General features: G+C 43.9%; 11 protein-coding genes. All 11 read left to right on the plus strand.

Annotated elements, in window-relative coordinates:
• The first annotated feature begins 40 nt into the window (after positions 1–40).
• The 11 genes from J0M30_08130 to J0M30_08180 all read left to right on the plus strand — a co-directional run bounded on the left by J0M30_08130 (position 41) and on the right by J0M30_08180 (position 15,267).
• Entirely contained in the window at positions 41–1,090 is a 1,050-nt protein-coding gene (locus J0M30_08130; protein ID MBN8667458.1) for a hypothetical protein, read from the plus strand.
• Positions 1,091–1,253: 163 nt separating this feature from the next.
• Complete coding sequence (locus tag J0M30_08135; GenBank protein MBN8667459.1) at positions 1,254–1,838, plus strand: PorT family protein; 585 nt, start codon at positions 1,254–1,256, stop codon at positions 1,836–1,838.
• Between the two features lie 191 nt (positions 1,839–2,029).
• Positions 2,030–4,435 carry an endopeptidase La gene (lon, locus tag J0M30_08140; protein MBN8667460.1) on the plus strand — a complete coding sequence of 802 codons (2,406 nt, stop codon included), beginning with the start codon at positions 2,030–2,032 and terminating at the stop codon, positions 4,433–4,435.
• A 204-nt stretch (positions 4,436–4,639) separates the two neighbouring features.
• Positions 4,640–5,698: a type IX secretion system protein PorQ gene (gene porQ, locus J0M30_08145; GenBank protein MBN8667461.1), complete on the plus strand. Its 1,059-nt coding sequence runs from the start codon at positions 4,640–4,642 to the stop codon at positions 5,696–5,698.
• 434 nt (positions 5,699–6,132) lie between these two features.
• Entirely contained in the window at positions 6,133–6,654 is a 522-nt protein-coding gene (locus J0M30_08150) for an ankyrin repeat domain-containing protein (GenBank protein MBN8667462.1), read from the plus strand.
• A 532-nt stretch (positions 6,655–7,186) separates the two neighbouring features.
• Positions 7,187–8,656 (plus strand): RHS repeat-associated core domain-containing protein, encoded by a 1,470-nt coding sequence (locus tag J0M30_08155; protein MBN8667463.1) that lies wholly within the window; start codon positions 7,187–7,189, stop codon positions 8,654–8,656.
• Positions 8,657–8,663: 7 nt separating this feature from the next.
• Positions 8,664–9,182, plus strand: a complete 519-nt coding sequence (locus J0M30_08160) for a hypothetical protein (protein ID MBN8667464.1) — start codon at positions 8,664–8,666, stop codon at positions 9,180–9,182.
• A 422-nt stretch (positions 9,183–9,604) separates the two neighbouring features.
• Positions 9,605–12,139: an RHS repeat-associated core domain-containing protein gene (locus J0M30_08165; protein MBN8667465.1), complete on the plus strand. Its 2,535-nt coding sequence runs from the start codon at positions 9,605–9,607 to the stop codon at positions 12,137–12,139.
• A gap of 4 nt (positions 12,140–12,143) precedes the next feature.
• Positions 12,144–12,371, plus strand: a complete 228-nt coding sequence (locus J0M30_08170; protein ID MBN8667466.1) for a hypothetical protein — start codon at positions 12,144–12,146, stop codon at positions 12,369–12,371.
• Between the two features lie 877 nt (positions 12,372–13,248).
• Positions 13,249–13,710, plus strand: coding sequence for a hypothetical protein (locus J0M30_08175; protein MBN8667467.1), 462 nt, complete (start codon positions 13,249–13,251; stop codon positions 13,708–13,710).
• A gap of 933 nt (positions 13,711–14,643) precedes the next feature.
• On the plus strand, positions 14,644–15,267 hold the full coding sequence (locus J0M30_08180; GenBank protein ID MBN8667468.1) for a hypothetical protein: 624 nt from the start codon (positions 14,644–14,646) through the stop codon (positions 15,265–15,267).
• Positions 15,268–15,642 lie beyond the last annotated feature (375 nt).

Raw genomic sequence — 15,642 nt, forward strand, 5'->3', positions numbered from 1 at the left:
TGCCTGCATACTGGGTCATAAACGCCGGAATACAAGCCTTTTGAATCAAAAAGCAATACAACTGCCCCGAATATTCAAACGGGCGGGGATGATTGGGATCATCCTCGTACAGGCTTTTTTTGCACAGGCCCAGACCGATACCACCCAAAAAACAGAGGATATCCTTTTTTCGGATACGACGGATATGGACTATGATTTCCTCTTTGATGAATTCGCTTCCTTTTTAGATTCCATTTCCAAACCACATAGCTACCTGATGACCGGGCTTTCGCTGGGGAGGGGATTTTATAATTATACCAATAAATCCTCCGTTCTGCTCGATCCCCAACAACAGTTCACCTATTCCCCCACGCTGGCCTATTACCATAAGTCAGGTTTCAATCTGACCACTACGGGCAATATCGTTCACGACGGAGAGAACCTGAACCTCTACCAATTCTTTATCAGCCCGGGTTATGATTATTTAAAAAATAAAAACCTGGCCACCGGGTTTGCCTATACGCGGTACTTTACCCGTGACAGCCTGCCTTTTTATACTACGCCCCTGCAAAACGAACTCTATGCCTATTTCAGTTACCGAAAATGGTGGTTGCGGCCATCCGTGTCGGTAAGTTATGGATGGGGCAGCCGGTCCGATTATGATGAGCGGGAATCTTTGATCAATGACCTGCGCCTGCGGGCAAGAGGTTATATAAGAGTCAATACCGAAGAATCAGTGAGCGATCTGTCGGTGGTGGCATCGCTGCGGCATGACTTCTATTTCCTCGATATCCTGTCCCTGAATGACCATATCCGCGTATCGCCCCAGATCAACTTCACCAGTGGTACCCAGAAATTCGGGTTTAACCAATCCACCAATACCTATGCGACCCTGTTGCGTACCGGGACCAATGTCTTATTCAACTCCGAGAATACCTATCTCAATGACCAACTGAAATTTCAGCCCCTGGCACTGACCTTCCTGTTACGGACCGAATACTCCATCGGGAAGTTCTATATCCAGCCCCAGCTTATCCTTGACTATTATTTCCCGGCGGAGGAAAAGAATTTCAGTTCCCTGGTTTCCTTAAACCTTGGGCTTCTTTTCTGATCTATTCATGCGGGTACCTGCTTCTTTTACTTTTTTTTAAGAAACAAAAAGCAATTAAGCATTTACTTAACGGTTATATATCCTTTCGTTAAGGACAATTAACAGGGGGAATCAAAGCATGGCATCAATGTTGAATTTTCCCATCTAACTTAAAACTCTAGTTATGAAAGCAAAATTAGCTACCGTTCTCGTCGCCCTTTTCCTTTCTTCGGCTGCTTTTTCCCAGTTTCATTTGGGTATCAAAGGCGGAGCCAATGTGAACAAAGTGGATGGAAAATCCTTCTCCCAACAGTTTACCTATGGCTACCACATTGGTGGGTTTGCGGAGATCGGGATCAGTCCCAAACTACGGATCGTTCCCGAGGTTTTATTCAACCAGTATTCTTCCACCCTCGACAGCAGTTACAAGGAGATCTACGAGAATGTGATCAATTCCTCGCAGAGCAAGGTAAAATTGAATTACCTCACCATCCCCATTTTGCTTGACTACAAATTGCTCGGCCCCATCCACCTGCAGGCAGGTCCGCAAGTAGGTATCCTGATGGACCAGAGCCGTACCTTCCTGCAAAATGGCGGAGATGCCTTTAAAGAAGGTGAATTCTCCATGGTAGGCGGTGTACAGGTCAACCTGGCCAAATTCCGCTTTACCGGCCGCTATGTCATCGGTTTGAACAACATCAATGACATCGACGACCAGGATAAATGGAAGAACCAGGCCCTGCAATTATCGGTTGGTATCGCATTCTAAGAGCGAAATTTGAATCACACGAATTACGCGAATGACACGAATGGCACGAATGCTAACAATTCGTGCCATTCGTGTCATTCGCGTAATTCGTGTCCCAAAGACGGCACTTTTCTTGACAAGTATATATTCCCGGTGTATTTTTAACCCGGCCTGAAAATGACTGACAGGCTGTCAAACCACCGATATATACGATGAAGAGCATAGATTTACTAGTGCGATCCGAAGAAGAGGCCGACTTTATCCCCATTATTCCCCTCAACGAGAATGAAGGTGAAACCTCCGATGGGCTTGAGATTCCCTCGCATTTACCCCTGCTTCCCCTGCGAAATACCGTACTTTTTCCCGGCGTGGTTATCCCGATAACCGTAGGCCGCGATAAGAGTATCAAAGCGGTACAAGAGGCCTATAAGGCTGACAAATTGATAGGCGTAGTAGCGCAAAAAGACAGTAATGTTGAAGACCCCAATATTTCCGACCTGGAAAATATTGGTACGGTGGCCCGTATTGTGAAACTGATCACGATGCCAGATGGGGGAACCACGATCATTATCCAGGGCCGGAGCCGGTTCAGGATCATCGCGATCACCACCGAAGACCCGTTTTTCAAAGCCGATATTGAAGTGCTGCAAGAGGCGGAAGTGCCTGTGAATGATGAGTTTGCAGCGGGAGTATCGAATATCAAGGATATGGCGGCCCAGATCGTCAGCCTCTCCTCCAATATCCCCTCCGAAGCGGCGATCATCCTTAAGAATATCGAAAACCCCGGTTTCCTGATCAATTTTGTGTGCAGCAACCTGAGCGCCGACCTGAAAGAGAAACAACGCCTGCTGGAACTGGATGATATCCGTGACCGGGCGAGTCAACTCACCCAGATGCTCCATAAAGAGCTGCAGTTTGCCGAGCTGAAAAATAAGGTGACCACCAAGACCAAGGTGGAGCTGGACAAACAACAACGTGATTACTTTCTCCAGCAACAACTCAAAAGCATCAAGGAAGAATTGGGTGGCGATACCAATGAACGGGAGTTAAAGGAAATGCAGAAAAAGGCCGAGACCAAAAAATGGCCTGCCAGCGCGAAAGAAGCCTTTACCAAGAACCTGCAGAAACTGGAGCGGATGCACCCCAGCACCCCGGATTATTCCGTGGTGTATAATCACCTTGACCTGATGCTGGACCTGCCCTGGCAAGAGTACACCGAAGATTATTATGACCTGAAAAAGGCGAAGCGGGTACTCGATACCGATCATTATGGCATGGGGAAAATAAAGGAAAGGATACTGGAATACCTGGCCGTACTTAAACTAAAGGGGGACATGAAAAGCCCGATCCTTTGTTTTATCGGCCCTCCGGGTATTGGTAAAACCTCCCTGGGACGCAGCATCGCCCATGCCATTGGACGTAAATATGTACGACTGAGCCTCGGTGGCCTGCATGATGAGAGCGAGATCAGAGGTCATCGCAAAACCTATATCGGCGCGATGCCCGGACGGATACTTCAATCCCTGCGCAAGGTGAAGTCCTCCAACCCCGTAATGATCCTCGATGAGATCGACAAGGTTGGGAATGACCAGCGTGGCGATCCCTCTTCCGCTTTACTGGAGGTACTTGATCCCGAACAGAACCATACCTTTTACGATAACTATCTGGAATTAGAGTATGACCTGAGCAAGGTATTGTTTATTGCCACCGCTAATAATATCCAGAATATTCAACCCGCTTTGCGTGACCGCCTCGAGATCATTGACCTGAGCGGTTATGCGGTAGAAGAGAAGATGGAGATCGCCAAGCGGCACCTTATTCCTAAACAGCGCGAAGCGCATGGATTAAAGAAGATCGGGTTTAAGATCAGTGATAAGGTGATCGAGAAAGTGATTCAGGATTATACCCGTGAAAGCGGAGTGCGTGAACTTGACCGGATGCTCGCTTCTGTAATGCGCTATCAGGCCAAGGAGTATGCGATGAAGGATAAATTAAAGCCTACCCTGACAGCCGCGGATGTAGAAAAGATATTGGGCAAACCCCGGTACAGCAACGAGATCTATAAAACCGCCAATATGCCCGGGGTAGCCGTTGGGCTGGCCTGGACCTATGTGGGTGGAGATATATTATTTATAGAGACCAGCACCAGTGATGGGAAAGGCGAATTGAAATTGACCGGCAACCTGGGAAATGTAATGAAGGAAAGTGCGACCACCGCATTGACCTATTTACAATCCAATGCCAGCCGGTATGGAATTGATGGAAAGTCATTTGAAAAAAAGACCATCCATGTCCATGTACCCGAGGGGGCGGTACCCAAGGACGGCCCCAGTGCCGGTATCACGATGATGACCTCCCTGGCTTCGGCGCTGACCGGTAAGCGGGTAAAACCCTTCCTGGCCATGACCGGTGAGATCACCCTTCGCGGACAGGTATTACCGGTAGGAGGGATCAAGGAAAAGATATTGGCCGCCAAGCGGGCGGGTCTCCGCGAAGTCATCTTATGTGCTCAGAATGAAAAAGATGTACAGGAGATCGACTCGGCCTTTATCAAGGGTATGCAGTTTCATTATGTGAAGACAATGAACCAGGTGTTGGAGTTGGCGTTGAAAAACTAGCTTTTTGCTAATAGCTAATAGCTAATGGCTTTTAACAAAAAAACCTTCAAATCTCAAGAACCAAGGCAACCATTTTCCCGTACATGCGTTGTTAGTTATATAGAATTTTTCATGTTGGTTGTTTTAAGGGTTAAAAATGTTCCCCCCGATTCTTCGGGGGGATTTTTTTTGCCGTTCCGGCTGCATTTCTCAAATTCGTATGACTTGCGTTTAACCCTTTTCATATCCGCCTTATTTTTTGTTGGACAAATCTCCGGGCAAACCCTTGGCGGGTCATCCATTTTTAATTTTTTAAAATTACCGGCGACCCCTCAACTGACGGGCTTAGGTGGGGTGAATGTATCCAAACCTTCCAATGATGTAGGGATGGCCTTTCACAATCCGGCCCTGTTGAACAAGGAGATGCATACCCGTGCCAATCTGGTGTTCAATGATTTTTATGCAGGCATCAAGACCTTTCATCTTGCCCTTGGTTATTTCTCACAGCCCTTGAATACCCGGTTCGCCGGCGGGGTCCATTACTTTGATTATGGTACGATTCCCCAAACCGATGCCAGTGGAAATGTATCCGGTAGTTTTCGTCCGGTGGATTGGGTGGTACAGTTTTCCGCGGCCCGGTCGTATATGGAGAAATGGGATTATGGGGCCACGATAAAATTCATTCATTCCGGTTATGGGTTATATCGTTCAACCGGCATGGCGTTGGATATGGGTATTCTTTTCAGGGATAGTTCAGCTTTGTTCACCGCGTCGATTCTGGCAAAGAACATGGGGTTTCAATTAAAGAAATACCAGGGTACCGATCCCGATGACCTGCCCTTTGATCTTCAGATCGGAATGACCAAGCGTTTGGCCGATGCGCCTTTCTCCTTTTCCATAACGGCCCAACGGGCCCATCAATGGGATATCCGGTATGATGACACATTATTCAATGCCGGCAATGGTGTGGAGACGACCGGAAAGAAATTCACCTTTGATAAATTATTCAGGCATTTTGTTTTTGCCGCTACGGTACATCCCAGTGAGCAATTAGAGTTTTCACTTGGGTATAATCATTTACGCCGGCAGGAATTGAATGTGTACAATGCCTCCAATGGGCTCAATGGGTTTTCCTTGGGGGTAGGGGTCTTGTTAAAAAAGATCCAGATCCGGTATGCCCGTGCCTATTACCAAAACAATACCGCCCTCAATCAATTCGGCCTCGGTCTCAAGCTCAACGATTATTTTGGCTTGGGCAAATGGGGCGAGCGCGCGGGGTGGTAGGGGGATTGGGGAGCACTACAAAACCATTACCACCGGTTGCACCGGTGGCTATTGATGGTTTAAGCCCTTCGGGCTAGTTACTCCGTTAATAGAAGAACATTGTATTATGCAGGTAGTATGCTGTAATAGCATTTTCCCGCGCCCCATCGGGGCGCCATGTCGGTAGCTCCCGATCATCCAACCATTTCCCCACGCTCCGTAGGAGCGTTATATTTGGAGCACCGAAGTTCAGGGAGTTGTCGCAACCTGCAGGGGGTAATGGAAGATACATATCGGGCCGTAGTCAAATGTCATAATTTTGAGTTTGTTAGAAGTTTTTAAGACTACGGCCAGCATCATTCTGAATTTTGGGGAATTGGGAGGAATACTAAGGGGAGCGGAGCTTGTCCCTTCTAACCGTCGGAATAATAAAAGGACTTAAATTAAACGAAAGAATGAGTATAAACAATTCTCTACTTTCAGCAATTCGACTGAAAGATTATGACAATGTGAAACATTGCTTAAAATCCGGGGCGGAAATTTCCTATAAAGATCAGTTTGGCTGTGATGCTTTTTATTATTCTGTGGTTTATCCGGATAATAGAATTTTTGAGTTGATATTGGAGGAAGATATTAATTTTAAAGAATCGTATAGCGAAGGCGGGAACATACTTCATGTAGCTATTAAGGCGCATCTAGAAGAAAGGGGACACCTTCGTATTATTGAAAAGCTGCTAGAGAAGGGTGTAAATCCCAATTTTCAAGACAAATTTGGTAACACGCCTCTATGGTATGCCTGTATGTTCTTTGGAATTAGTGAACAGACGATTAAACTGTTGATTCGATTTAAGGCCGCCTCCGACATCCCTAATATTTATGGTAGCTCTGTAAGGTCTTGGGCAGCAGAGAATAATGTAAAAGAAGTAATTGAAATTATTAATGGTGGGGGCAATGTTTCAGGTAGTGTTTCAGATTAGCAGGTTTTCAATATTCAAACGTGAAAAAGGAGCTCATTTACAGGAAATATTCGCCAACCGGATAGCCCTTTTTGCGCAGCAAAATTCTCCTATTAACCCAAAACTCAAGCCTATATTTTCTGTCTCTTCCTAGCGCCCCATCGGGGCGCCATGTCTGTAGCCCCCGATCATCCAACCATTTCCCCACGCTCCGTAGGAGCGTTATATTTGGAGCACCGAAGTTCAGAAAGTTGTCGCAACCTGTAGGGGGGCAATGGAAAATACAAATCGGGCCGTAGTCAAATGTCATAATTTTGAGTTTGTTAGGAGTTTTTAAGACTACGGCCAGCATCAATCTTAATTTTAGGGAGGGGAGAGGAATACTAAGGGGAGCGGGGGGAAGATCAAATCCCTGAACCGGACGACCGAGATAGCCGTGGATACCAATAGTGGATCCACGACAGTAGAAGCTGTTTATCACTATGATGCCAATGGCAACCGGATCGGGAAGATCGAGGGAAGGTATCCCGGTCCCCACAAAGCTACATGGTATGTGCGCGATGCCCAGGGCAATGTGATGGCCGTATATGAAAAGGTGGCCTGGGGCATAGCCGAAGGCCAGGCTAAACTCACCGAGCATCATGTATATGGCTCAAGCCGCCTCGGCATCATCAAACGTGACCAGGACATTGACCAGCCCAAGGAGACGGCTGTCAATATTGACTTGCTTGGCCCAACCTATTTATCTAATTTTAAGCGTGGAAACAAGTTCTTTGAATTAAGCAACCATTTAGGAAACGTACTGGTCACCGTCAGTGACAAACACAGTGGCGTAGATACCTCCTCGGACGGGCAGTATGATTACTACCAGGCCGATGTGGTCAGTGCCAGTGATTATTATCCGTTTGGGATGCAGATGGTGGGGAGGACGCTGGAGACGAGTAAGTATCGGTATGGGTTTAATGGGAAGGAGAAAGACCCGGAGGTGATGGGCGAGGGGAATGTGTATGATTATGGGTTTAGGATTTATAATCCGAGGGTGGGGAGGTTTTTGAGCCTGGATCCTTTAGCAAATAAGTATTCACATTTTTCGCCTTTTCATTACGCAGGCAATACTCCAATTCAAGCAATAGACCAAGACGGAGAAGAGCCGGTAGGATATTCACTTCGGTCAAAAATTAAACCACCTGGTGAGACATGGATAACTATACAAGGGGAAGAGTATATTGAACAAAATGTCATAACTGGTAAGGTTTACCGTAGCATTATACGGGATGCTGTAGGACATGAGTATATGGTGTTTAGGGCCGAAACCTATGAAGTTGGTCTATGGAATCGGCTTTATCCCAAATCATCCTATTTTTATCTAAATAGTAATGTTAACGACCCTACGGTAATTAGTTATTACACAAAAGACGAGAGTGGGTCTGTATTTCATGGTAATGTAATTTCGTTTGAACCGCAAGAATTTGTTGATACCAGGACTGGAGCTGCTATTGCGGATGGAATTGGAAAGGCTGTATTTGTATCTGGCTTAATAATTACAGGAGGAATTTTAATTGATGGAGCTGCTACCTTAGTAAGCTCTCAATCGGTCATTGATTTTGCGATTAATGAGGTGAAGGATGAAATCAGAGATCAAATTATCGGGGTACTCTCTGATGCTACCGGGGTGCCACTTGATCTGAATCCTGTGAGTCCAAAATCATTTAGCAAAGATTTTTTTAAAAATTTAGGAAAAAAGACCCTAAAAGAAAAATATGACGACCTATATGACTATACTAGAAAATCTTATGGCGGCAATGTAACAATAAGGAGGAAGGGAAAGGATATATTCCGAATCCACAATCCCAAGAAACCAGATAGCCATGGTTATAAAGTAACTGAACTCGAAAGAAGCACTCGAACAAAGGGGTATGCCACCCCCAAAGACCGAAAAGTTACAAAACGGCATATAAGAAAAATCATTAAAGCAATTAATGGCGAAGGTGGGTATGATATACGTACTTTAAAGAATAAATGAATATAATATGGAATTTTTAGGACTATCGGGGACACTTCCTAAGGAAGAGTTAGATCAACTTGATAAGCTATTATTTCACCATGGATACTCAAGGTATCGTGAAATTGAGATAAATGATCCAGAACTAAATGATGGTTTAAAGCGATTTGTAGAGTTAATAAGTGGAAATTTTTTAATACAAGTACTTAATAGACCTAATGAAGGTAGTTCGGCAAAAATAACAGAGGAAATTAATGACTTTTTCATTTTTAAAACTATGTCTAATTTTCTAAACTGGCTAGTTGTCCTAAATGGTGAACCGTGTTTTAAGGGCAGAACTTTATATTTAATTTTTGCATCAGAATGGGAAGAGAGAGATAGGCACATAAGGTTTTACCGGAATGTAAATGTTGATGACGTGATTAAATATTTTGGTTTGAATAATGGTTGGCCACAGATGTTTTTTAATATGGATACCAAGAATTGGGAGCTTGAGTTTAATATTCCATTGGTTTTTGAAATTAACTTAGGTAGTGTTTCAAATTAGCAGGTTTCCCTACTTTATAAATAATTGTATTTCGTAACCGCTGTTCCCCGCAGCGGTTTTTTTATTTTCAGGTCCCAGCAAAAACAAATACCATGGAACAACTTAATCACCATAACCCGGAGTATGTGACTTGGAGATATGAGGAATTGAACTTTGCCTTGTTGGGAGGTATCCGGATAGGAGGTTTACACAGTAGGCGGGTGACTGTGTAGGTTCTTCCAATGATTTGTATTGTGCAAATTGAGTTGATTGGGAGAGATAAGGACACCCCCCGCCAATGCCCAATAGCCTTACCGAACGCTGAAGGGAGTGACACAACGGAAGGTGATAGTAGTACTACAGTTGATAACAAAATAAAACTCTTTGATATAAAGGAATTTTGTAAATGCCCCGAAGGGGCAACCTGACTGTAGGTCAATGAAGTGCATTATAACCCATCCACCAACGATGGCACGACCTATAAGTCCAATGACGAGTTTTACCACCGGTATATCTACGATGCCGACAACCGGCTGACCGATGTATATACGACCGATACCAAGGAGTTGATCGGGCAGAGTCCGCTGGATGAGCACGAAGCCCATTACCAGTATTATAAACACGGTCCCCTGGCGAGGACCATTCTCGGCCAGCAGCAGGTACAGGGAGTGGATTATGCCTATACCTTGCAGGGATGGCTCAAAGGGGTGAACAGCACGGCCGGGACTTCTTATCGTGATATGGGCCAGGATGGCCAGGCGGGAGGGTATCAACTGGTGGCGAGGGATGCTTATGGGTTTAATCTCAATTACTACACGGGTGATTATCTCGCTATTGGCAGTGGGGTGGAACCCTTCCCCGGGCATACCGCCTATATCGGTTCCGCGTACAAACCGCTGTACAATGGCAATATCAGCAGCATGGCTGTAACCATCAATACGCTGAACCAACCGCAATTGTATAATTACCAGTACGATCAATTGAACAGAATTGTGGGGATGGATGTCTACCGGGGCCTTAATACAACAAGCAATAGCTGGTCAGCCATAAGTCTGACCACGGACTATCAGGAGCGGATCGCCTATGATGCCAATGGGAATATTCTAAAGTACCTCCGTAATGGCACCACAGCCGGCAGCCGGCCATTGGAAATGGATAGTCTCAATTATGCGTACAACCGCGATGGCAGTGGAAACCTGACAAATAACCGGTTAAGACATGTAAAGGACTCGGTAGGCGCGACCAATTATTTGAAGGAGGACATAGACAATCAGGGGAATGACAACTATAGCTATGACGAGATAGGGAACCTGATTGGGGACACCCAGGCAGGGGTTTATAATATTAAGTGGAATGTATATGGGAAGATCAAATCCCTGAACCGCACGACCGAGGTAGCCGTGGACACCAATAGTGGATCCTCGACAGTGGAAGCTGTATACCACTATGATGCCAATGGCAACCGGATCGGGAAGATCGAGGGAAGGTATCCCGGTCCCCACAAGGCGACATGGTATGTGCGCGATGCCCAGGGCAATGTGATGGCCGTATATGAAAAGGTGGCCTGGGGCATAGCCGAGGGCCAGGCTAAACTCACCGAGCATCATGTATATGGTTCAAGCCGCCTCGGCATCATCAAACGAGACCAGGACATCGACCAGCCGAAAGAAACGGCTGTCAATATTGACTTGCTCGGTCCAACCTATTTATCTAATTTTAAGCGGGGAAACAAGTTCTTTGAATTAAGCAACCACTTGGGGAATGTACTGGTCACCGTATCCGATAAACACAGTGGCGTAGATACCTCCTCCGACGGAGAGTACGACTACTATGAACCCGATGTGGTCAGTGCCAGTGATTATTATCCGTTTGGGATGCAGATGGTGGGGAGGGTTTCTGAAACAGCCAAGTACCGGTATGGGTTCAATGGCAAGGAGAAAGACCCGGAAGTGATGGGCGAAGGGAATGTGTATGATTATGGGTTTAGGATTTATAATCCGAGGACAGGAAGGTTCTTCTCTGTTGACCCGTTTCACAAAGGATATCCATGGTATAGCCCCTATCATTTCGCTGGAAATACACCTATTCAAGCAGTAGACTTAGATGGTGCCGAACCACAGGATTTTAGAGATTATTGGGAAGTAAGAACAGAAAGTATAGATAAGTGGGGTCGAAGAGTTTGGGATGTGTATGACCGTCAAACGAAACAAGTTTGGTCCCTTATGCAGGCTCCCAATCAACCTGAGCTTTATTACTGGGAGCCCTATGACGGCACTCATGGGAATTGGGACAATAAACTAACAAGTAATAATTTTGATAAAGCGAATGACGATTGGAAAGGGAAATGGAAGGAATTCCGATCCCAACATAGTTCTGTTTTAGACCAACAATTTGCTGACGCTTTTGCAACAGGTTTTGTTGGAGCCGTTACTTTAATTGCAGGAGGGAGCGCAGCATCTGGGTTAGCCTCAGCAATTGGCCAAGCTATTTCTGGGCCGTTAATGGATATATCTGCCAAACTTGCTTATAAGTTATTGCCCTACTATTTGCCATCAATTAGTGTTGGTAAAATAGCAATTGAAATGTTGGACGAGACAGGAGGGGCAGGATTACAAAGTTCCTCCAGTTCATTTTTCAAGTCTGGAGCTTTTACAAAAAGCGAGGATTTTTTGTTTGGTCTTTTTAAATTTACCGGGAAAAAATCCGGGACAGAACTCACAATTGAAGCAGGAGGAATATTAAAAGAAGAGGGGAAGAAATTAACAATTGAAGTTGCTGCATATATTCAGGGGCTTAAGAATGAAGAGGCTGTTGGTGAGCTAGGAAGGGAAGGGCTAAAAGGATTATTGGACGAATTCAAGAAGTACGCGAAGAATGCTGGATTTGATGAACTTATATTAAATTATCAACGTTCAGATGGTAGTTCCTCTGCAAACCCCGGAGTTGCTCAACAACAGATAATCAAACTAAATGACTAGTTTTATGAATGAAGAAATTATCGATAATAAAATGAAAGAAATTTTTCGAAGTAGTTATATAGCTTCCAAGCCTGACACACTTGAAGATACATTTAACTTGTTGAGTAGAGCTGGCTACGGTCGGTTGCAGACAGCTTTTCTGCTTTATCAGGAGTTGGGTGTTACTTTTTCAAAGGCAAATGAATTAGTTCAAAAGTCAAAAGCATGGGATACTGGTAGTGCTACAAATTAGCAGTTTTCCTATTTCATAATTCATGGAGTTTCGTAACCGCTGTTCCCCACAGCGGTTTTTTTGTTTTCAGATCCCAGTAATAAACAAATGCCATGGAGCCTCTTCAACACCATAACCCAGAGTATGTCACCTGGAGATATGAGGAATTGAGCTTTTCGTTGTTGGGAGGTATTCGGAAAGAAGGATTACACGGTATGCGGGTGACTGTGTAGGTTCTACCAATGTTTTGATTTGTGAAAGTGAGTTGATTGGGAGAGATAAGGACACCCCGCAAATGCCCAATAGAATTGCCGAACGCTGAAGGGAGTGACACAACAGAAGCTGATAGTAGCCATGCAGTCGACACCCAAAACACAAGATTAAAATATCCGTAAATTTCCCGCGCCCCATCGGGGCGCCTTGTCGGTAGCCCCCCGATCATCCAACCATTTCCCCACGCTCCGTAGGAGCGTTATATTTGGAGCACCGAAGTTGAGAGAGTTGTCGCAACCTGTAGGGGGCAATGGAAGATACAAATCGGGCCGTAGTCAATTGTCATAATTTTGAATTTGTTAGAAGTTTATAAGACTACGGCCAGCATCATTCTGAATTTTGGGGAATTGGGAGGAATACTAAGGACAGCGGGGGAAATTGCTTAAAATCGGTGCTAAATTACTTAGCGGCATAGGCGATGCTGAATTGTTCATTGATGCAATGTCTTCCAATTCCGGACCAATGTCCGATGACACAATAAGGAAATCAACATTAGAGAATCTTAAAAAATATCTCGAGGATAAGTCGACTAAAGCTGTTGATAATAATTTGAATAGCAGCAGCCAAGAAAAGGGCACTGAAAAGAAATCAAATGTTGATCCGAAAAAAGGATAAAAAAAATATTATGTCTGAGAAGCCTTTAATTACAACGCGGTACCCATTTAATCCTTATTTCACTATTGTTGTGTCATTAATTGTCTTTTTACTTATGTTTAAAACTTCCATACAATCTGGATTTTTTTATTCAATATTATCTTTTTCTTTTTTCTACATATTGCTTTGTCGAAATAGTTGTCGAGTTGTACTTTTTAAAGATCAAATTTATGTGAACTATTTTTTCCCATGGGAAAAAAATATAATCCTTGATATTAGTAATCTTGTTGAAGTTGATTATGAGTATAGTTTTTTCAATTATTTTTCAGACAAGACAAGAGCTGGTTTATTTGTATTCCCAAAATATTGTGCTGATGAATTGAAGCTTAATATCCTTTCTTATGGCAAGATTGAGCAATATTCTTTAGAAATTAATACCCGAATGTTTGGCTTCAATAGACTTGTTCGTAAGTTAAGCGAAATGGTCAAATAGGTGTGTACTACATTAGAATTTTTGCAGTTATGCATGCCTATTATTTTGTTTTACAGATGTTTTTAGTCTCACAGTAAACTGGTAGTGTTTCAAATTAGCAGGTTTTCACCTTGCGAGCGCAAAGAAGTTTATCTACAGGCAATTTTCGTCAACCGGATAGCCCTTTTTGGGTGATAAAGTTCCCCTTTTCGTCCAATTCCGTCTTTTGCCCATAGGAAAAATGCACCTTGTGTTTCAAATTAGCAGGTATATTGGAGTGCAAATTTTGTGATGCCAGGTGCCAGTTATCAGGAAAGCAAAAATGGGGTTCAGCGCTATTTCTGCAAGGTTTGTAAGAAGTACCAGCAAGAAACCTGCAAATAGGCAGGGTAACTAGCCCGAAGGGCTTAAACCATCAATAGCCACCGGTGCAACCGGTGGTTGGAAGTTTTTATTTTCGACCCAACCCCAAAGGGGTTGAACTCATCGGGTTTAAAAAATTCATTTTCGATCAAATTATTTAGTTCAACCCCTTTGGGGTTGGGCAGCTCTACAAAACCATTACCACCGGTTGCACCGGTGGCTATTGATGGTTTAAGCTCTTCGGGCTAGTTACTCCGATAGCAGTAGAACAATGTATTGGGCAGGTAGTATGCTGTAATAGCATTTTCCCGCGCCCCATCGGGGCGCCATGTCTGTAGCCCCCCGATCAACCAACCATTTCCCCACGCTCCGTAGGAGCGTTATATTTGGTGCGCCGAAGTTGAGAGAGTTGTCGCAACCTGTTGGGGGCAATGGAAAATACAAATCGGGTCGTAGTCAAATTTCATAATTTTGAGTTTGTTAGGAGTTTATAAGACTACGGCCAGCATCAATCTGAATTTTGGGGAGGTGAGAGGAATACTAAGGGGAGCGGGGGAAATAAAAAGAGTAAATAAGCATAACTCGAATTAAATGGATAGAAAGCAGTTGTTTTTTACACTTTTGGGAGACGAGTTGAACAAACACGGTTTTTCTTACAAAAAATCAATTAACGGGTTTTTTAAGAAAGAAAATGGAAATGAGTTTCTTTATATTATTGAGGAAGCGCCGTTCTTTCTTCAAATCGAACCTGATTTTAGGATACTATTAAAATCCGTTGAAAATTTTAAGAGAATAGCATGGGGTAAATTATATGATAAGTTTGCTTCTGTAGGTAGTACAAAAAGGAGTTTGCTTTCAAAGCAAAGAGTTGAAGAATGCCACTCGAATACTGATACAAAGGAAGCTGTATTAAGTGCTGTTAAAAAGGAGGTTGAGTTTTACGAATCATTTGTAAATAACGACTTTATTCAGTATTCGGATATCGGCTTCTTGGATGGCTTATTAAATTCAAACCCTGATAGGTTTAATGTGACTACCTATAATCCAATACATACTGCTTTTCTTGCCATAATTGTTGCCAAACTTAATTTCAATCCAAATTTTGATAACTTGATACCAATTTATCGAGAGGTTGTAAACTCCTTTAACAAGAATTATAATGAGGAATTTGAATTATTGGTAAAGCATGCGCAAAGTGGTAGTGTACTACATTAGCATCTTTCGGTAGTGTGCTACATTAGCATTTTCCCGATTTGGTTTTCATTTTATACTGTATTACAGGCGTTTTTAGTCTCACAGAGGACTGGTATTCGTCCTGAAAATGCCTATTTTCATCCAAAACCGTTATTTACCTATAGGAATAATGCACCTCGTGTTTCAAATTAGCAGGTAGTATGCTGCAATAGCATTTTCCCGCGCCCCATCGGGGCGCCTTGTCGGTAGCCCCCCGATCATCCAACCATTTCCCCACGCTCCGTAGGAGCGTTATATTTGGAGCACCGAAGTTGAGAGAGTTGTCGCAACCTGTAGGGGGCAATGGAAAATACATATCGGGCCGTAGTCAAATTTCATAATTTTGAGTTTGTTAGA

This window comes from Chitinophagales bacterium (assembly GCA_017303415.1).
Lineage (GTDB): Bacteria > Bacteroidota > Bacteroidia > Chitinophagales > Chitinophagaceae > SpSt-398.

Excerpts from the sequence above, each read along its gene's own strand:
- J0M30_08135 (MBN8667459.1), top strand. The coding sequence starts at position 1,254 with ATGAAAGCAAAATTAGCTACCGTTCTCGTCGCCCTTTTCCTTTCTTCG.
- lon (MBN8667460.1), top strand. The coding sequence starts at position 2,030 with ATGAAGAGCATAGATTTACTAGTGCGATCCGAAGAAGAGGCCGACTTT.
- J0M30_08150 (MBN8667462.1), top strand. The coding sequence starts at position 6,133 with ATGAGTATAAACAATTCTCTACTTTCAGCAATTCGACTGAAAGATTAT.
- J0M30_08160 (MBN8667464.1), top strand. The coding sequence starts at position 8,664 with ATGGAATTTTTAGGACTATCGGGGACACTTCCTAAGGAAGAGTTAGAT.
- J0M30_08170 (MBN8667466.1), top strand. The coding sequence starts at position 12,144 with ATGAATGAAGAAATTATCGATAATAAAATGAAAGAAATTTTTCGAAGT.
- J0M30_08175 (MBN8667467.1), top strand. The coding sequence starts at position 13,249 with ATGTCTGAGAAGCCTTTAATTACAACGCGGTACCCATTTAATCCTTAT.
- J0M30_08180 (MBN8667468.1), top strand. The coding sequence starts at position 14,644 with ATGGATAGAAAGCAGTTGTTTTTTACACTTTTGGGAGACGAGTTGAAC.